This window comes from Alcaligenes sp. RM2, assembly GCF_052931795.1.
The window spans coordinates 172613-189356 of sequence record NZ_JBRFIO010000006.1 but is presented as its reverse complement, the minus strand read 5'-3'; the positions used below and the strand labels follow the sequence as shown (position 1 = coordinate 189356).

The window sequence follows — 16744 nt, the reverse complement described above, 5'->3', positions numbered from 1 at the left end:
GGACGTTCCTGGTACCGAACTGGCCCAAGATTCGAACGTACATGCCAAGGTTGAGACTGAAGACGCTGCGGGCAACCCCGCTTCGGCTGAAGCCGACCGTGGCTACGGTGTGGATACCGATCTGCCCGAAGCTGCGATTACCATCGACACCATTGCGGGTGACGACGTGGTCAACAAGGCCGAGTCCGAAGCCGACGTGACCATCACTGGTACGGTTGGCAAGGATGTGAAGGCTGGCGACACGGTCACTGTGACCGTGAACGGCAAGGATTACACCACCACGGTTAATACCGATGGCAAGACCTGGAACGTGAATGTTCCTGGCTCCGAGCTGGCTCTGGATGACAACGTCCACGCCAAGGTCGAGACCAAGGACGACGCCGGTAACAGCGCTAGTGCTGAAGCTGACCGCGACTACGGTGTGCAGACCACATTGCCTGAAGCCGAGATCACGTTGGACCCGATCGCCGGTGACGGTGTGCTGGATCACAATGAGGCTGGTGACGGCAAGGGTACGATTGATGTGACCGGTACGGTTGGCAAGGATGTACAGCCCGGCGATACCGTGACTCTGACTATCGGTGGCAAGGAATACACCGGTACTGTTGGCAATGATCTGACCTTCAAGATCCCAGTACCTGTACAGGATCTGTTGAAGAACGACACGGTTGACGCCAAAGTGACGACGACAGACTCGGCTGGCAACAGTGCGTCTGCCAACGACTCCGGTCCATACACGCTGGATGTGGATCAACTGATTGTTGATGGTAACGGTGGTGGCAATCCGAATGGTGGCGTGGGCGACGACGTCATTATTGGTGACCGCGGCGGTGTGCAAGAGAACATCGTTCACGGCCAGAGCTACAACATTGCCATCCTGGTTGACCGTTCCAACAGCATGAAGGAAGCCTCTGGTACGGACAATATGAACCGTATGCAGTTGCTCAAGGCTGCGCTGACGACCTTGGCTGAAAGCTTGGCCAACCATGAAGGCGGCACGGTGAACTTGAGCATTATTGGCTTTGGTACCAAGGCTGATACGCCTATGGTCTTCAAGGACCTGACTCATGCCGATTTGATCAATCTGCTCAATTCGATTGATACCTTGAACGGCTACAACTCCAGCTGGAACTCCAGCGTGGGTGGTACCAACTACGAAGCAGCCTTCAAGGCCGCTGAAGCATGGTTCAAGACTGGCGATGCACCTGCAGTCGACAAGTACGGCAACGCTTATGAAAACGTTACGTACTTCCTGACTGACGGTAACCCAACCCAGTACGGTACTGGCCAAGGTGCTGGTAGCGGTTACGATCCTACGGCTGATTCGCGTGGTAAGGCAGCCTACGACAGCCTGGTTACCTCTTCGGGTAGCAAGGTTTACGCCGTGGGTATTGGTAACGACGTCAGCGTGGATGTCCTGCGCAAATACGACAACACGGGTACTGAGGTTGTTGACGTTGTTCGTGGCACCGCGGACGTGACTGACTTTGAAAACGGCCGTCATGACGGTTGGAACAAGGTCGGCGGTAACGGCACAGTTGGAGTCAAGAACCAGGGTAGCACTTGGTATCCTGATAACCGATTGGAAATTACGGATACCTACAGCCGCAATGGCGATACCGCGACTACCGTTCGTGGCCCAGGTATGACCGTTGCGGCGGGCAGCTATGGCAAGTTGAGCTTCCACTATGCTGAAAGCGGCCGTAACAGTGCCGACGTCTTCAAGTGGCAACTGCAGAAGTACAACGAGAAGACAGGTAACTGGGAAGTTGTGCAGGAAGGTGGTCGTCCAGGTAGCTCCGGCACCATCACGACCAAGCCCGTGGGCGAAGGCCAATACCGCTTCGAGTTCCTAGTGGACGATCGTTCCAGCAGCAGTAACTACAAGGTCTACATTGATGACGTAACGCTGTTGTCCTCCGGCAATCCTCAAGATTGGACAGAGGTTAACAAGGTCGACATCGTCAACACCAAGGAAGACCTGGATGCAGCCTTGAAGGGTGGTTCGGTAACGAACGATCCAGCCCCCGTTGGTAATGATCACATCATTGGTGGTGACGGCAACGACATCATCTTTGGTGATACTGTCAATACCGATGGAGATGTGTTGCCATGGCATGAAGTGGGTGGTCGTCCAGACAACCTGCCTGACGGCTCAGGCTTGAAGGCGCTGGAAGTGTTCTTGCAAATGAAGAACGGCGGTACTCCAGCAACAGGTAATGATCTGTACGAGTACATCAAGGAAAACCACGCTAACTTCAATGTTGATGGTGACAAGCGCGGTGGTAACGACATCCTTGATGGTGGTGCTGGTAACGACATCCTGTACGGCCAAGGTGGCAACGATATGCTGATCGGCGGTGCTGGCGACGACATCATGTTCGGCGGCGAGGGTGATGACACCTTCATATGGAACAAGGGTGATGAAGGTACCAGCAGCAAACCGGCTGTGGATTACGTGATGGACTTTGGTGATTTGGGTACCGACACCTTGGATATCACTGATTTGCTGTCGGGCCACGACGTCAACGACGGTAACCTGAGCCAGTACCTGACGGTAGGCAGCTCGGATAACGGCAAGATGGAAATCGGTATCAGCTCTCAAGGTAATGGCCAGATCGATCAGAAGATCATTCTGGACAACATCGACTTTGACGCAGAGAAGGCAGCCCAGATCGCCAACTCGCTCAAAGACGGTACTTTGAAGTCTTCTGATTTCTAAACTGTTCACTGGATAGGCACTATCTGCGGGTAGTGCCCAAGCCCCACAAGCCTTTTTGGGTTTGTGGGGTTTTTTATGTCTGCAGCTTGTCGTCAGCGCCAATAGTGGGTGCTTGGCATTTATGACTATGATCTTTGATGTGGCTGCAGGAAAGAGGGTGCATGCAGCAGAACGGCTGGCCAGGTTGAGCTGGTAGGCGTTGGCTCTGCGGTTTTGTAGATCAGCTGTTTCTTTTTGCAGGAGTGATTCAAGATCCTTTAACAGCCTGCTCTATATATAGAGGGTTCAGACGCTTTGTCGATTGCCAAGCGTTCACTAAATAGGCAAGCTATAACGCCGTTATAAGGATTTGCTTATTTGGGATTGACGTGCTCTTGTCTCTTGCCTGGCTACGCCTTTTTCTTCGATCTAGGATTGCGCTGTTTGTGCTGGTCGCACTGCTGGTTGTGGTGTGGCTGCCCTTGTCGGCGCCTGCCTTGCAGTTCGAGGTCAGCAAGATTCGCCAGACCGCCGTTTCCCGCTTTGGGGCCCGTGCCGGGACTGCCGTGGATCGGTGGATGGCCAATCTGGAGTCCGCCCGTGGTTTAAGCGAGCGTCGTCAGCTGGAGGCCGTCAATGATTTCTGGAATATGAATGTGATGGCTGGCGAGGACATTCATATTTGGGGCCAGCTGGACTATTGGGCCACGCCCATCGAGACTTTGGGCAAAGCGGCGGGTGACTGTGAGGACTTTGTCATCGGCAAGTATTTTTCCTTGTTGCACTTGGGTGTGCCCAATGAAAAACTGCGATTGATTTACGTGCGGGCTCAAGTAGGTGGGCAAAGCATTGCGCACATGGTTCTGGGCTACTATCCCACGCCCCAGGCCGAGCCTTTGCTGCTGGATAATTTAAGTGGCTCTATTCGCCCCGCCAGCCAGCGTCCTGATTTGACCCCTGTGTTCAGCTTCAATTCGCAAGGGGTGTATGTGGGTAATGCCCAGAAAGGTTCGGTGGACAGTATCAGCCGGTGGCGTGGTTTGTTGGAAAAAATGCGTAAGGAAGGTTTTGTTCCTTGATGATGTGCCGGCCCTTGGGCTAGAGCACCAAATGGAAACAGACCTCAGGACACCCTTGTCGGGTGGGCTAGACCAGAATTTATGGAATATACGGAAGCGCTATGTCTTTACTTAAACAGCTCCTGCTAAGTGTCTCGTGCGCGATTCTTGCTATCTTGATTGGCACGCTGTGGTTCAGCGTCGACTCGGCAAGGCAGTATTTAAGCAGTCAGTTGCAGGCGCAGGGTGAGTCGGCCGCGACTTCGCTGGCCTTGACCTTGTCCCAGCCCAGCAACCAGGACCCGGTGACGCAGGAGCTTTTGATTGCCGCCTTGTACGATACCGGGCAGTTTGAGCGTATCCGCTTTATTGACACCTCCGATACGGTCCTGGTGGAGCGTAGTGCTCAGCAAGAAACACAGATCAGCGGATCTTCGCCCGCGTGGTTCGCCAACTCTTTGCCGATTGATGTACCCGTGGCCTCGGCTCATGTCAGTAATGGCTGGAATCAGATTGGTACGATCGAAGTAAAACCTGCTGACGAGTACGCCCGCGCCAGTTTGTGGAAAAGCTTTGTGCGCGTCACCTTGTTGGTGCTGGGCGCCGGGGTTGCCTGGGGTGTGTTTGTATTGATGGTCATGGCCTGGTTGCGCCGGGCTTTGCGTGAACACGTCCAGTTCGAGCTGCAACAGATGGATCAAAGCGAGTCTGTACCCAGCCGCAAGAAAGTGCGCACGATCCCCGAGCTGGAAGCCGTCACGCATACCTTAAGCACGGTGCAAAAACGTATTCGTGTCAGCAGCCAGGAGCAAAATGCCCGAATCGAGCAGTTACAGCTGGAGTTGAACTGCGATCCGGTCACGGGCCTGGCCAATCGCAAGTACTTCGTGAATATGTTCCGTCAGGTGCTGCAACAGGAAGAGGGCGGCCATGTGCTGTTATTCCGTCAGCGGGACTTGCTGCCATTGAATACCTCCCTATCTCGTGACGCGGTGGATGCCTGGCTGAAGCTGGTGACTCAGCGTTGTACGGAGCTATTGCAGAAAAATGGCATGGACGCGGGCAATCTGGCGCGCTTGAATGGTTCTGATTTTATCGTGCTGCTCAAGGGCCAGATGGGTCCTCAAGTGATGGGCTTTGCCCAGGAACTGCGTACTGCCTTGCAGGAATTGCGCCAGCCTCTGCCCGATGCCAGTTTGTGCCGTTGGTCCATGGCGATGACGAACTATGAAGGTCAGGACTCGCTCAGCGCCGTGATGACGCGTTTGGACAATGCCTTGATGCGCGCCGAAGGGGCAGGGCATCAGGAAGTGGAATACCGTCCGTCTGAAGGGGTTCACTCCGAGGCGAGCTCTTCCATTGGTGAGCAGGAATGGCATTCACGTATTGAGCGTGGTCTGGAGCAAGGCCGGATTGAATTGAGTGTGAAGCCGGGCGTTGAAGTCTGGGGGCAAGCGGGCCAGATTCACGATGCAACCCTGAATTTGTTGCCCGAGCAACCGGGACAGGCCAGTTTGCCTGCCTATTTGTTCATTCCGGTGGCGGTGCGTCTGGGTCTGTCGGGGCAGTGTGACTTGCGTACGATGGAGCTGGCAAGCGACTGGTTAGCCGATAACGAGGGCAGTTTGAGTGTCCGTGTCTCCTGGGCATCGGTGATCAAGCCTGGATTTGCAGATCAGGTGGCTGAGGTTCTGGCCAAGGCCGGTGACAAGACGCGGCGTCTGATTATTGAACTGGATGCTTATTGCCTGAGTGAGCACGATGTGGAAACGGTTGCTTTCGTGGATAAATTGCGGCCCTTGGGTGTGCAATTTGGTCTGCGTCGTGTTCTGGAGCAGCCCGAATCGATTCTGTGGTTGCACATGATGGCACTCAAATATATTGTCCTGGACGATGAGCGCGCCCAGACGCTGCAGGCCGAGGTGGGTGGCCGACATTTGCTGACAGCGTTCCTGCAGAGCCTGCAGGAATTGGGGATAGGTTTGCGCCGGGTAACCCGAGGCAGCAATAGTGCCCAGCTGGACGAGCTGTTGCGTGAAAACGCCGTCGTGCCAAGGCCTTAGCAAATAAATCCTTGTTTTTCTGGGGTTTATTTGCTAGTATATGTGGCTTACCTCTTTATTTTGACCGGAGAGGCTTAGTCGCCTATCCGGATTGAAGTTGGTAATACAACGTTTTGTCTCTCGCAAGATTTCAACCTAGGGTTCGGCTTGCCGGACCAGATCGAGATCGGGTTTACGGTATCGAACTGGCTGGATCCGAATCTGACGGGACCAAAACTGGTTGTGTGACCCAGTCATTTTGACTGGATCGTTGCAATTAAGTTGGAACAGGAAAAATCATGATTCAAATGCAGACCACGCTGGACGTGGCCGACAACACAGGTGCGCGTTCCGTAATGTGCATCAAGGTGCTGGGCGGCTCGAAGCGCCGTTATGCCGCAATTGGTGACATCATCAAAGTTACCGTTAAAGAAGCGGCCCCGCGCGGACGCGTCAAAAAAGGCGAAATCTACAACGCTGTAGTGGTTCGTACCGCTAAGGGCGTGCGCCGTAAAGACGGTTCGCTGATTCGTTTCGGTGGCAATGCCGCCGTATTGCTCAATGCCAAGCTGGAACCCATCGGCACCCGTATCTTCGGACCCGTTACGCGTGAACTGCGTACCGAGAAGTTCATGAAGATCGTGTCCTTGGCTCCCGAAGTGCTGTAAGGAGCGCGAAAAAATGCAAAAAATTCGTAAAGGCGACGAAGTTATTGTGCTGACCGGCCGTGATAAAAAACGCCGTGGCACAGTACTGCAACGCGTCGATGCAGACCACGTCATCGTGGAAGGCATCAACGTAGTCAAAAAACACGTTAAAGCCAATCCTATGGCTGGCACGCAGGGTGGTATCGTCGACAAGACCATGCCTATCCACATCTCGAACGTTGCACTGTTCAACCCGGAAACCGGCAAGGGCGACCGCGTTGGTATCCAGGTGATCGACGGTCAGAAGACGCGTGTTTATCGTTCCAGCGGCAAAGCCGTTGGCGCCAAGGCTTAAGGGGCGGATAACATGGCACGTTTACAAGAGTTCTACCGCGAAAAAGTGGTTGCCGATCTGCAAAAGCAGTTCGAGTACAAGAGCATTATGGAAGTACCCCGCATCACCAAGATCACTCTGAACATGGGTGTCTCGGAAGCGGTTGCTGACAAGAAGATTATCGAGAACGCGGTATCGGACATGACCAAAATTGCTGGTCAGAAGCCCGTTATCACGAAAACCCGCAAAGCTATTGCCGGTTTTAAGATTCGCGAAGATTACCCGATCGGTTGTATGGTGACCCTGCGCGGTCAACGCATGTACGAATTCCTGGATCGTCTGGTCGCTGTGGCTCTGCCACGCGTTCGTGACTTCCGTGGTGTGTCGGGTCGTGCGTTTGACGGCCGTGGCAACTACAACATGGGGGTTAAAGAGCAAATCATTTTCCCCGAAATCGAGTACGACAAAATCGACGCAGTGCGTGGTCTGAACATCAGCATCACTACTTCTGCCAAGACGGACGAAGAGGCCAAGGCGCTGCTTAGCGCGTTCAGCTTCCCGTTCCGCAACTAAGGGGCGCAACGTGGCTAAACTTTCCCTCATCAATCGCGACATCAAGCGCGCCAAGCTGGCTGAGAAATTCGCCGCCAAGCGTGCAGCACTGAAAGCGATCATTGACGACCAGTCCAAGTCTGACGAAGAGCGCTACGAAGCTCGTTTGCAGTTGCAACAATTGCCACGCAACGCGAACCCGACCCGTCAACGCAACCGCTGCGTTATCACCGGTCGCCCTCGTGGTGTTTTCAAGAAATTCGGTTTGACTCGCCATAAAGTGCGCGAAATGGCAATGCGCGGCGAGATCCCCGGTATGACCAAGGCCAGCTGGTAGGAGAAATACACATGAGCATGAGCGATCCAATCGCCGATATGTTGACCCGCGTGCGTAACGCGCAAATGGTCAACAAGACATCGGTCAGCATGCCCTCCTCGAAGCTGAAAGCAGCTATTGCTGCTGTGCTGAAAGACGAAGGCTACATCGAAGATTTCCGTATCGTTGGCGAAAAAGCCAAGCCAGAACTGGAAGTCACCCTGAAATACTATGCCGGCCAGCCAGTCATCGAGCGCATCGACCGCGTTTCGCGTCCTGGACTGCGCATCTACAAAGGCAGCACACACATCCCTCAAGTCATGAACGGCTTGGGTGTTGCTATCGTGTCCACGTCTCGCGGCGTGATGACCGATCGCAAAGCACGTGCAGCTGGCGTCGGTGGCGAAGTGCTGTGCTACGTGGCATAAGGAGAACATCATATGTCACGTATCGCTAAGTATCCCGTTTCCCTGCCTAAAGGCGTAGAAACGACCATTGCCGCTGATCAGATCACGGTCAAAGGCCCTCTGGGCACTTTGGTTCAAACTCTGACTGGCGACGTCACTATTGAACTTCAAGACGGTCAGCTGTCTTTTGTGCCTGCGAACGAAACTCGTCACGCAAACGCAATGTCCGGCACCGTGCGCCAACTGGTCAACAACATGGTTGTTGGCGTGAGCGCCGGTTTCGAACGCAAGCTGAGTCTGGTTGGCGTGGGCTTCCGTGCCTCCGTCCAGGGTAATGCCTTGAAGTTGCAACTGGGTTTCTCGCACGACATCGTGCACGACCTGCCTGAAGGCATCAAAGCCGAGTGCCCAACTCCGACGGAAGTCGTGATCAAGGGCTCGAACAAGCAGGTGGTTGGTCAGGTTGCCGCAGAAATTCGTGGCTATCGTCCACCAGAGCCTTACAAAGGCAAAGGTGTACGTTACGTCGGCGAACGCGTCATCCTCAAGGAAACCAAGAAGAAATAAGCCCGCAGGCAAGGACGAATCATGGACAAGAAACAATCCCGTATGCGTCGTGCAGTGGCTACTCGCCGCAAGATCGCCGAGCTGCGCGTACACCGCCTGTCGGTGCATCGCACGAATACGCATATTTACGCGAGCATCATCTCGCCCGAAGGCGACCGCGTTCTGGTCAGTGCTTCCACTGTCGAGACCGAAGTTCGCAAAGAATTGGCCGTTGGCAGCAACGTAGCGGCAGCCAGCCTGGTTGGCAAGCGCGTCGCCGAAAAGGCGAAGGCTGCGGGCATCGAGACGGTTGCTTTTGACCGCTCGGGCTTCCGTTACCATGGCCGCGTGAAAGCGCTGGCCGAGGCCGCGCGTGAAGCCGGCTTGAAATTCTAAAGGAATTATCAAATGGCTAAAGCACAAGGCAGACAGGCTCCAGAGCAAGAGCGCGATGACGGCCTGAAAGAAAAGATGATTGCGGTCAACCGCGTCAGCAAAGTCGTTAAAGGTGGTCGCACCATGAGCTTTGCTTCGCTGGCCGTGGTCGGTGATGGCGATGGTCGCATCGGCATGGGTAAGGGCAAGGCCCGCGAAGTACCCGTTGCTGTTCAGAAGGCAATGGAACAGGCCCGTCGTGGTCTGATCAAAGTGCCTCTGAAGAACGGCACCTTGCATCACACCGTAGTTGGTAAGCACGGTGCAGCCACCGTTCTGATCTCTCCCGCAGCTGAAGGTACTGGCGTTATCGCCGGTGGCCCAATGCGCGCTATCTTCGAAGTGATGGGCGTGCGCAACGTCGTAGCCAAGAGCCTGGGTTCCAGCAACCCATACAACATGGTTCGCGCTACATTGAACGGTTTGCGTGCTTGCTCGACACCTGCTGACATTGCTGCCAAGCGCGGCAAGACAGTTGAAGAAATTCTGGGGTAAGTCATGGCACAGAAACAAATCAAAGTTACGTTGGTGCGTTCGGTCATCGGCACAAAGCAAAGCCATCGCGACACCGTTCGCGGCCTGGGTCTGCGCCGAGTCAACACCAGCCGTGTATTGGTTGATACTCCTGAGGTTCGTGGGATGATCCGCAAGGTGGATTATCTGGTTACGGTCTCGGAAGCCTGAAAGGAATCGGGATGTCTGAATTGCAATTGAACAATCTCAAGCCCGCCGCTGGCGCCAAACACGCAGCACGTCGTGTTGGTCGCGGTGTCGGTTCCGGCTTGGGCAAAACCGGCGGACGTGGTCATAAAGGCCAGAAATCCCGCTCGGGTGGTTTTCATAAAGTCGGTTTCGAAGGCGGTCAAATGCCTTTGCAACGTCGTTTGCCCAAGCGTGGTTTCACCACCCTGGACGACCACCTGTACGCAGAAGTACGTCTGTCCGAACTGCAAAAAATGGATGCCGAAGTTATCGACGTCCAGGCACTGAAGCAGGCTGGCGTGGTTGGCCAAATGGTGCGTTACGCTAAAGTCATCAAGTCCGGTGAACTTTCCCGTAAAGTTGCGCTGAAAGGCATTAATGCAACGGCCGGCGCTCGCGCCGCGATCGAAGCAGCCGGCGGCTCGCTGGAATAAAAAGGGGTCACGGTGGCAAAAGCTCAGGCACAGAGTAAGTCGGGTCCGCGCTACGGCGATTTGAAACGTCGTCTCGTTTTCCTGTTGCTCGCCCTGATTGTCTACCGCTTGGGTACGCACATTCCGGTACCAGGCATCAATCCTGATGCCTTGTCCGAACTGTTTACTCAAAACCAGAGTGGTATTCTGGGTTTGTTTAATATGTTCTCCGGTGGTGCTTTAGAGCGATTCTCAGTGTTCGCACTGGGAATCATGCCCTACATCTCTGCGTCCATCATCATGCAATTGATGACCGCTGTGGTGCCCACGCTGGAAGCAATCAAGAAAGAGGGTGAGTCGGGTCGTCGCAAGATCACGCAATACACCCGTTACGGAACGGTCTTTTTGGCTTTGTTCCAGGGAGTTGGGATTTCCATCGCTCTAGAATCGCAGCCCGGTCTGGTTATCGACCCAGGGATGCTGTTTCGCTTCACGACAGTGGTAACACTGGTCACTGGCACCATGTTCGTCATGTGGCTGGGTGAACAAATCACTGAACGTGGATTGGGTAATGGTATTTCCATCCTGATCTTCGCCGGTATCGTAGCGGGTCTGCCTAATGCTTTGGGCGGTATGCTTGATCTGGTGCGTACGGATTCCATGTCGATTCTATCGGCACTGTTTATCCTCGTTTTAGTAGCCGCCGTCACGTACTTCGTCGTCTTTGTCGAGCGTGGTCAGCGTCGTATCACGGTCAACTACGCCAAACGGCAAGTAGGTAACCGTATCTATGGTGGTCAAAGCTCGCATTTGCCGCTGAAACTGAACATGGCTGGCGTGATCCCTCCGATCTTCGCTTCGTCCATCATTCTGTTGCCAGCGACAATTGCTAATTGGTTCTCCAGCACACCCGGTCTGGGTTGGTTGCGTGAAATCGAGGCTGCTTTGTCGCCGCGTCAGCCGCTTTACATTACTTTGTTCTCCGCGCTGATCATTTTGTTCTGCTTTTTCTACACGGCCCTGGTGTTCAACAGCCGCGAAACTGCAGACAACCTGAAAAAGAGTGGAGCCTTCGTACCAGGGATTCGTCCCGGTGATCAGACAGCGCGTTATATCGACAAGATCTTGATGCGTCTGACTTTGGCCGGTGCGATCTACATTACCTTGGTGTGTTTGGTACCAGAGTTCTTGCAAATGCGCTGGAATGTACCGTTCTATTTTGGCGGCACATCCTTGCTGATTATTGTTGTAGTAACCATGGACTTCATGGCGCAGGCCCAGGCCTATGTCATGTCACAACAATACGACTCGCTGCTCAAGAAGGCTAACTTCAAAGGCTCGAGCTTGCCGATGCGGTAATTCACGAAAATGGCAAAGGACGACGTCATTCAAATGCAGGGACAGGTTCTTGAGAACCTTCCCAACGCAACTTTTCGCGTCAAGCTGGAAAATGGTCACGTAGTGCTCGGATACATTTCAGGCAAAATGCGTATGCACTATATCCGGATTCTGCCGGGCGATAAGGTCACTGTGGAGCTCACGCCCTATGATCTATCCCGAGCACGAATTGTGTTCCGCTCCAAATAAGCGGCCGGTTACAGGAAACTAGGAGTCAAACCATGAAGGTAATGGCATCAGTAAAGCGGATCTGCCGCAACTGCAAAATCATTAAACGTCATGGCGTGGTGCGTGTCATCTGCACCGATCCACGTCATAAGCAGCGTCAAGGCTAAGTTGCCGAAACGCAACCGATTTAACAAGGAATAACCATGGCCCGTATTGCCGGCATTAACATCCCGCCGCATCAACACGCCGAAATCGGTCTTACCGCGATTTTCGGCATCGGTCGCACCCGCGCTCGCAAGATTTGCGAAGCATCGGGTATTGAATACTCCAAGAAGGTCAAAGATCTGACCGACGCGGAACTCGAGCGCATTCGCGAACAGATCGGCCTGTTCACCGTAGAAGGTGACCTGCGTCGTGAAGTTCAGCTCTCGATCAAGCGTTTGGCTGACTTGGGAACTTACCGTGGCATGCGTCATCGTCGCGGTCTGCCAGTGCGCGGCCAACGTACACGCACTAACGCTCGCACCCGTAAAGGTCCGCGTCGCGCCGCCGCGTCCCTGAAGAAATAATCGAGGAATAGAAGATGGCCAAAGCTTCTAGCAGCGCTTCACGCGCACGCAAGAAAGTCAAAAAAAGCGTGTCGGACGGGATTGCTCACGTCCACGCTTCTTTTAACAACACGATCATCACCATTACTGACCGTCAGGGCAACGCATTGTCCTGGGCTACGTCGGGTGGCGCGGGCTTTAAAGGCTCTCGTAAATCCACGCCGTTTGCCGCGCAGGTTGCCGCTGAAACAGCCGGCCGTACTGCCATGGAATACGGTATTAAAAATCTTGAAGTTCGCATCAAGGGCCCCGGTCCAGGCCGTGAATCGTCTGTGCGTGCTCTGAATGCTCTGGGTATCAAGATCACCAGCATTGCAGACATCACACCGGTTCCGCATAACGGCTGCCGTCCGCCCAAGCGTCGTCGCATCTAAGGGGAAGCGAAGTGGCTCGTTATATTGGACCAAAATGCAAGCTCTCGCGTCGCGAGGGTACCGATCTGTTTTTGAAGAGCGCCCGTCGCTCGCTGGATTCCAAGTGCAAACTGGAATCGCGTCCTGGTCAGCACGGCCGCACCTCCGGTGCTCGTACGTCTGACTTCGGTCTGCAGCTGCGCGAAAAGCAAAAGCTCAAGCGTATGTACGGCGTGCTGGAAAAGCAGTTCCGCAAGTACTACGTTGAAGCTGACCGCCGTCGTGGCAACACCGGTGAAACGCTGATTCAATTGCTGGAATCGCGTCTGGACAACGTGGTTTACCGCATGGGCTTTGGCTCTACACGTGCAGAAGCACGTCAGCTGGTGAACCACCGTGCAATCGAAGTCAATGGTCACACCGCTGACATCGCTTCCATGCTGATCAAGGCTGGTGACGTTGTTTCCGTGCGCGAAAAAGCTAAATCCCAAGGCCGTATCAAGGAATCCCTGGATCTGGCTACGGGCATTGGCTTGCCTCAGTGGGTAGAAGTTGACACCGCCAAGCTGTCCGGCGTGTTCAAGCAAGCTCCTGATCGCGCTGATGTCGCTCAAGACATCAACGAATCGCTGGTTGTTGAGTTGTACTCGCGTTAATTTTGTACGCGAAGACCTCTTACGCAATGCAGTAATCGCAGGCCCACTTCCCGATTTTCGGCAAGTGGGCTTTGCGATACTATCCCGCTGGCTTTGCCAGTTTCCGTCAGCCTTATCGGTGTAACGAGCCGAGGGTATTGAAAAGGAAATCGAATGTCTCAAGGTTTTTTGAAACCCCGTTCCATCGAAGTTGAACCGATCAGCAAAAATCACGCCAAGGTGATCATGGAGCCTTTCGAGCGCGGCTACGGCCACACTCTGGGCAACGCACTGCGTCGTATCTTGCTGTCCTCCATGACCGGCTATGCACCCACTGAAGTGCAGATTACCGGTGTGGTGCACGAGTATTCCACGCTGCCAGGCGTGGGCGAGGACGTGGTTGATATCTTGATGAACCTGAAGGGCGTGGTCTTCAAGCTGCACAGCCGTGAAGAAGTTACCCTGATCCTGCGCAAGGAAGGCGCCGGCCAAGTTCTGGCCAGCGACATCGAATTGCCGCACGACGTTGAAATCATCAACCCCAATCATGTGATTGCCACCCTGACCGACGACGGCAAGCTGGAAATGCAAATCAAGGTTGAGCAAGGCCGTGGCTACGTTCCTGGTAACGTGCGCGCCCTGGCTGATGATCGCACCCACACGATCGGTCGTATCGTGCTGGACGCCTCCTACAGCCCAGTGCGTCGTGTTAGCTACGCGGTCGAAAACGCCCGTGTGGAACAGCGTACTGACCTGGACAAGCTGGTTCTGGACATTGAAACCAACGGCGTGATCTCGCCCGAGGAAGCCGTGCGCCAGTCCGCTCGCATCCTGATGGATCAAATCTCTGTGTTTGCTGCTCTGGAAGGTGTGGGCGATGCCTACGAAGCTCCAGTGCGTGGCGCTCCACAGATCGATCCTGTGTTGCTGCGTCCTGTCGACGATCTGGAACTGACGGTTCGTTCCGCAAACTGCCTGAAAGCCGAAAATATCTACTACATCGGCGATCTGATCCAGCGTACCGAAAACGAACTGTTGAAGACTCCAAACCTGGGTCGCAAGTCCTTGAACGAAATCAAGGAAGTGTTGGCTGCACGTGGCCTGACTTTGGGCATGAAGCTCGAAAACTGGCCACCACTGGGTCTTGAGCGTCCATAAGTAGTAAGCAAGACAGACGTACTTAGACGCCGCTTACACTTTTTCTGGTGTTGTACACCTGCAAAAAGTGTAGGTGGCGGCTGAAAATGTGCTATTGTTTTGCGCTGTCCATCTGGTCCGCAGCTTAGCTGATAGAAGAACCGGATTTACGCATGTCGCATAAGCGGCATGCCAATTAGATTCATTATTTAGGAAAATCATCATGCGTCACCGTCACGGTCTACGTAAACTGAATCGTACCAGCAGCCACCGTTTGGCCATGTTCCGCAACATGTCCGTGTCCCTGCTGACTCACGAAGCCATCAAAACCACCCTGCCTAAAGCTAAAGAGCTGCGCCGCGTGGTTGAGCCTCTGATCACTTTGGCTAAAAACCCAACCTTGGCAAACCGTCGTCTGGCTTTCGCCCGTCTGCGCGACCGCGATGCAGTGACCAAGCTGTTTGAAGTTTTCGGCCCACGTTACCAAGAGCGTAACGGCGGCTACACCCGCATCCTGAAAATGGGTTTCCGTCAGGGTGACAATGCTCCTATGGCATTCATGGAGCTGGTGGATCGTCCAGAAGTTCAGGAAGAAGCCGCTGCTGAATAAGCGCCGCTTGTTTCTACAGTAGTATTGAAAACGGACTCTCAGGAGTCCGTTTTTTTATTGGCGGCGCGGGGTTTTGTTCATCACGGGCTGGGCGTTTTTGGGAAGGCCTTAACCCTGTCGCTGCTGTTGCTGCTGGCCTTGTTTCCCACCTTCGTTTTGCTTTTGCCTCAGGCTTAGTGCCAAGCTTACCCCTCTTATAAGTTCAAGCGTGGGCTTGAGCCAGAGCGTGGACTCCGTTTCAGTACAGTGTGAAGGTGTAAAGCAGGGTTCATTGACCGAAAAACAGTTTTGAAAACTCGATAAGTCGCTGTTATATAAGGGCTTTTGCTAGGTTTGGTGGCCTGTAGAGCTTTAAAGTTCAAATAATTGCAGGCAATTGATAAAACCGGCAGTGATCCGATAGTGGGCCGTAAAACCAATCCCTAAAATCTGCGCTATGTCAGCTTCGCCATGGTGGTGAGCTGTAAAGAACAACGATTTTCAGGAGACTGGCGATGGCACAGAATACATTGCTCACACACGATAAGTTTCTGCTGGGAACCTTTGCTACCAACTGCGGTGGTGGCATGACGGTATCGACCTTGCCCGATCGCTGGCAGGCTACGTGGGAAAACAATCTGAAGTTGGGCAAGCTGCTGGACGATGCTGGCATCGACTTCATGCTGCCTATCGCCCGTTGGATTGGTTACGGTGGCGAAACCGATTTCCACGGCTATGTACTGGAAACTGTCACCTGGGCGACGGCCTTGCTGGCCAATACTCGCAATATCAGCGTGTTTGCCACTGTGCACACCGTTGCGAACCACCCCGTTGTGATCGCCAAGCAGATCGCCACTATGGCGCAGATGAGCGGCAACCGTGTCGGTCTGAATATTGTGGCTGGCTGGAACAAGCCCGAGTACGACGCTTTGGGTGTGAAGTTGCCTGATGATCACGAAACCCGCTATGGCTATGCACAAGAGTGGTTCGATTTGATCAAGAAGATCTGGCACCACGACGGTCGCTTCGATTGGGATGGCAAGTACTTTCAGGCCAAAGGCGTCTACGGCAACCCCCGCCCTGAATTTGATCCGCCTATCTTTAACGCGGCTGGTTCCGGTCAGGGCCGCGAGTTCGCCAGCCGCAACGCGAACTTCCTGTTCACGCCTGCCATGGAGTTGGAGCGCTCCAGGAAAGAAGTGGCTGAACTCAAGGCACAAGGCCAAGCGCAAGGCCGCAAGGTTGATGTGATGACCTTCTCACACGTGGTTTGCCGCCCGACGCAAGCCGAGGCCAAGGCCGAGTGGGAACGCATCATGGCCAATATCGACAATGGTGCCGTGGATAACCTGATGAATTTGCAGTTTGCCCACGCCCATTCCTTCCCGCACGAGCTGCTGGAGCAGATTCGCGAGCGTATGGCCGCGGGCCATGGTGGCTTCCCGCTGGTGGGTACGCCCGAGCAAGTGGCTGACGGTTTGTGTGCGTTGCACGAAGCCGGTTTCCGGGGAACAACCTTGTCCTTTGTGGACTATGTAAAGGAATTCCCTTATTTCCGTGATACTGTGCTGCCTTTGTTGCAGCAGCGTGGCATTCGCTAAGAGCGATTTTCTGGCTATCGGGCAGGCTTGGGTTTGCTCTGGGGGATAGCCAGTTCACGTACGCCACGCAGGCAGCACCGTGCTGATGACTGTGCTGCCCAT

Annotated in this window: 22 protein-coding genes; all 22 read left to right on the top strand. The window is 54.2% G+C overall.

All coding sequences use genetic code 11. From position 1 onward, the window contains the following. On the top strand, positions 1 to 2722 hold a 2722-nt coding region (locus tag ACU6HM_RS17510; RefSeq protein WP_446764134.1), incomplete at its 5' end, for an Ig-like domain-containing protein. Between the two features lie 425 nt (positions 2723 to 3147). Next, positions 3148 to 3780, top strand: coding sequence for a transglutaminase-like cysteine peptidase (locus tag ACU6HM_RS17505; RefSeq protein WP_009459986.1), 633 nt, complete (start codon positions 3148 to 3150; stop codon positions 3778 to 3780). A gap of 101 nt (positions 3781 to 3881) precedes the next feature. Further along, positions 3882 to 5822, top strand: a complete 1941-nt coding sequence (locus tag ACU6HM_RS17500) for a bifunctional diguanylate cyclase/phosphodiesterase (RefSeq protein WP_446764133.1) — start codon at positions 3882 to 3884, stop codon at positions 5820 to 5822. A 278-nt stretch (positions 5823 to 6100) separates the two neighbouring features. Further along, positions 6101 to 6469: a 50S ribosomal protein L14 gene (gene rplN, locus ACU6HM_RS17495; protein WP_003805375.1), complete on the top strand. Its 369-nt coding sequence runs from the start codon at positions 6101 to 6103 to the stop codon at positions 6467 to 6469. Positions 6470 to 6482: 13 nt separating this feature from the next. Further along, positions 6483 to 6803, top strand: coding sequence for a 50S ribosomal protein L24 (rplX, locus tag ACU6HM_RS17490; RefSeq protein ID WP_003805373.1), 321 nt, complete (start codon positions 6483 to 6485; stop codon positions 6801 to 6803). 12 nt (positions 6804 to 6815) lie between these two features. Further along, positions 6816 to 7355: a 50S ribosomal protein L5 gene (gene rplE, locus ACU6HM_RS17485; protein ID WP_009459981.1), complete on the top strand. Its 540-nt coding sequence runs from the start codon at positions 6816 to 6818 to the stop codon at positions 7353 to 7355. Between the two features lie 10 nt (positions 7356 to 7365). Beyond that, positions 7366 to 7671 (top strand): 30S ribosomal protein S14, encoded by a 306-nt coding sequence (gene rpsN, locus ACU6HM_RS17480; protein ID WP_003805371.1) that lies wholly within the window; start codon positions 7366 to 7368, stop codon positions 7669 to 7671. A gap of 11 nt (positions 7672 to 7682) precedes the next feature. Next, the gene (gene rpsH / locus ACU6HM_RS17475) at positions 7683 to 8078 is read left to right on the top strand and encodes a 30S ribosomal protein S8 (RefSeq protein ID WP_009459979.1); all 396 of its coding nucleotides are present in this window, start codon (positions 7683 to 7685) and stop codon (positions 8076 to 8078) included. Positions 8079 to 8090: 12 nt separating this feature from the next. Then, positions 8091 to 8624, top strand: a complete 534-nt coding sequence (rplF, locus tag ACU6HM_RS17470; protein ID WP_009459978.1) for a 50S ribosomal protein L6 — start codon at positions 8091 to 8093, stop codon at positions 8622 to 8624. A gap of 21 nt (positions 8625 to 8645) precedes the next feature. After that, positions 8646 to 8999, top strand: coding sequence for a 50S ribosomal protein L18 (gene rplR / locus ACU6HM_RS17465; protein WP_009459977.1), 354 nt, complete (start codon positions 8646 to 8648; stop codon positions 8997 to 8999). A 12-nt stretch (positions 9000 to 9011) separates the two neighbouring features. Next, positions 9012 to 9533 (top strand): 30S ribosomal protein S5, encoded by a 522-nt coding sequence (gene rpsE, locus ACU6HM_RS17460; protein WP_003805367.1) that lies wholly within the window; start codon positions 9012 to 9014, stop codon positions 9531 to 9533. Between the two features lie 3 nt (positions 9534 to 9536). Beyond that, positions 9537 to 9722: a 50S ribosomal protein L30 gene (gene rpmD, locus ACU6HM_RS17455; RefSeq protein WP_003805366.1), complete on the top strand. Its 186-nt coding sequence runs from the start codon at positions 9537 to 9539 to the stop codon at positions 9720 to 9722. 11 nt (positions 9723 to 9733) lie between these two features. Further along, positions 9734 to 10174 carry a 50S ribosomal protein L15 gene (gene rplO, locus ACU6HM_RS17450; RefSeq protein ID WP_022983333.1) on the top strand — a complete coding sequence of 147 codons (441 nt, stop codon included), beginning with the start codon at positions 9734 to 9736 and terminating at the stop codon, positions 10172 to 10174. 12 nt (positions 10175 to 10186) lie between these two features. Then, positions 10187 to 11512 (top strand): preprotein translocase subunit SecY, encoded by a 1326-nt coding sequence (secY, locus tag ACU6HM_RS17445; RefSeq protein WP_003805363.1) that lies wholly within the window; start codon positions 10187 to 10189, stop codon positions 11510 to 11512. Positions 11513 to 11521: 9 nt separating this feature from the next. Then, on the top strand, positions 11522 to 11740 hold the full coding sequence (infA, locus tag ACU6HM_RS17440) for a translation initiation factor IF-1 (RefSeq protein ID WP_003805361.1): 219 nt from the start codon (positions 11522 to 11524) through the stop codon (positions 11738 to 11740). 32 nt (positions 11741 to 11772) lie between these two features. Continuing rightward, positions 11773 to 11886: a 50S ribosomal protein L36 gene (rpmJ, locus tag ACU6HM_RS17435; protein WP_003805360.1), complete on the top strand. Its 114-nt coding sequence runs from the start codon at positions 11773 to 11775 to the stop codon at positions 11884 to 11886. Positions 11887 to 11922: 36 nt separating this feature from the next. After that, the gene (gene rpsM, locus ACU6HM_RS17430) at positions 11923 to 12288 is read left to right on the top strand and encodes a 30S ribosomal protein S13 (RefSeq protein ID WP_003805346.1); all 366 of its coding nucleotides are present in this window, start codon (positions 11923 to 11925) and stop codon (positions 12286 to 12288) included. A 14-nt stretch (positions 12289 to 12302) separates the two neighbouring features. Then, the gene (rpsK, locus tag ACU6HM_RS17425; RefSeq protein ID WP_003805343.1) at positions 12303 to 12701 is read left to right on the top strand and encodes a 30S ribosomal protein S11; all 399 of its coding nucleotides are present in this window, start codon (positions 12303 to 12305) and stop codon (positions 12699 to 12701) included. 11 nt (positions 12702 to 12712) lie between these two features. After that, positions 12713 to 13336, top strand: coding sequence for a 30S ribosomal protein S4 (gene rpsD / locus ACU6HM_RS17420; protein WP_009459976.1), 624 nt, complete (start codon positions 12713 to 12715; stop codon positions 13334 to 13336). 153 nt (positions 13337 to 13489) lie between these two features. After that, positions 13490 to 14473: a DNA-directed RNA polymerase subunit alpha gene (locus ACU6HM_RS17415; protein WP_003805337.1), complete on the top strand. Its 984-nt coding sequence runs from the start codon at positions 13490 to 13492 to the stop codon at positions 14471 to 14473. A gap of 202 nt (positions 14474 to 14675) precedes the next feature. Beyond that, positions 14676 to 15062, top strand: coding sequence for a 50S ribosomal protein L17 (gene rplQ / locus ACU6HM_RS17410; protein ID WP_003805334.1), 387 nt, complete (start codon positions 14676 to 14678; stop codon positions 15060 to 15062). Positions 15063 to 15556: 494 nt separating this feature from the next. After that, complete coding sequence (locus ACU6HM_RS17405; RefSeq protein ID WP_035269604.1) at positions 15557 to 16642, top strand: LLM class flavin-dependent oxidoreductase; 1086 nt, start codon at positions 15557 to 15559, stop codon at positions 16640 to 16642. The last annotated feature ends 102 nt before the right edge of the window (positions 16643 to 16744 follow it).

Bases quoted from the DNA above. Each gene is read 5' to 3' on its own strand.
- ACU6HM_RS17500 (WP_446764133.1), top strand. From the start codon at position 3,882: ATGTCTTTACTTAAACAGCTCCTGCTAAGTGTCTCGTGCGCGATTCTT.
- rplN (WP_003805375.1), top strand. From the start codon at position 6,101: ATGATTCAAATGCAGACCACGCTGGACGTGGCCGACAACACAGGTGCG.
- rplX (WP_003805373.1), top strand. From the start codon at position 6,483: ATGCAAAAAATTCGTAAAGGCGACGAAGTTATTGTGCTGACCGGCCGT.
- rplE (WP_009459981.1), top strand. From the start codon at position 6,816: ATGGCACGTTTACAAGAGTTCTACCGCGAAAAAGTGGTTGCCGATCTG.
- rpsH (WP_009459979.1), top strand. From the start codon at position 7,683: ATGAGCATGAGCGATCCAATCGCCGATATGTTGACCCGCGTGCGTAAC.
- rplF (WP_009459978.1), top strand. From the start codon at position 8,091: ATGTCACGTATCGCTAAGTATCCCGTTTCCCTGCCTAAAGGCGTAGAA.
- rplR (WP_009459977.1), top strand. From the start codon at position 8,646: ATGGACAAGAAACAATCCCGTATGCGTCGTGCAGTGGCTACTCGCCGC.
- rpsE (WP_003805367.1), top strand. From the start codon at position 9,012: ATGGCTAAAGCACAAGGCAGACAGGCTCCAGAGCAAGAGCGCGATGAC.
- rpmD (WP_003805366.1), top strand. From the start codon at position 9,537: ATGGCACAGAAACAAATCAAAGTTACGTTGGTGCGTTCGGTCATCGGC.
- rplO (WP_022983333.1), top strand. From the start codon at position 9,734: ATGTCTGAATTGCAATTGAACAATCTCAAGCCCGCCGCTGGCGCCAAA.
- infA (WP_003805361.1), top strand. From the start codon at position 11,522: ATGGCAAAGGACGACGTCATTCAAATGCAGGGACAGGTTCTTGAGAAC.
- rpmJ (WP_003805360.1), top strand. From the start codon at position 11,773: ATGAAGGTAATGGCATCAGTAAAGCGGATCTGCCGCAACTGCAAAATC.
- rpsM (WP_003805346.1), top strand. From the start codon at position 11,923: ATGGCCCGTATTGCCGGCATTAACATCCCGCCGCATCAACACGCCGAA.
- rpsK (WP_003805343.1), top strand. From the start codon at position 12,303: ATGGCCAAAGCTTCTAGCAGCGCTTCACGCGCACGCAAGAAAGTCAAA.
- ACU6HM_RS17415 (WP_003805337.1), top strand. From the start codon at position 13,490: ATGTCTCAAGGTTTTTTGAAACCCCGTTCCATCGAAGTTGAACCGATC.
- rplQ (WP_003805334.1), top strand. From the start codon at position 14,676: ATGCGTCACCGTCACGGTCTACGTAAACTGAATCGTACCAGCAGCCAC.
- ACU6HM_RS17405 (WP_035269604.1), top strand. From the start codon at position 15,557: ATGGCACAGAATACATTGCTCACACACGATAAGTTTCTGCTGGGAACC.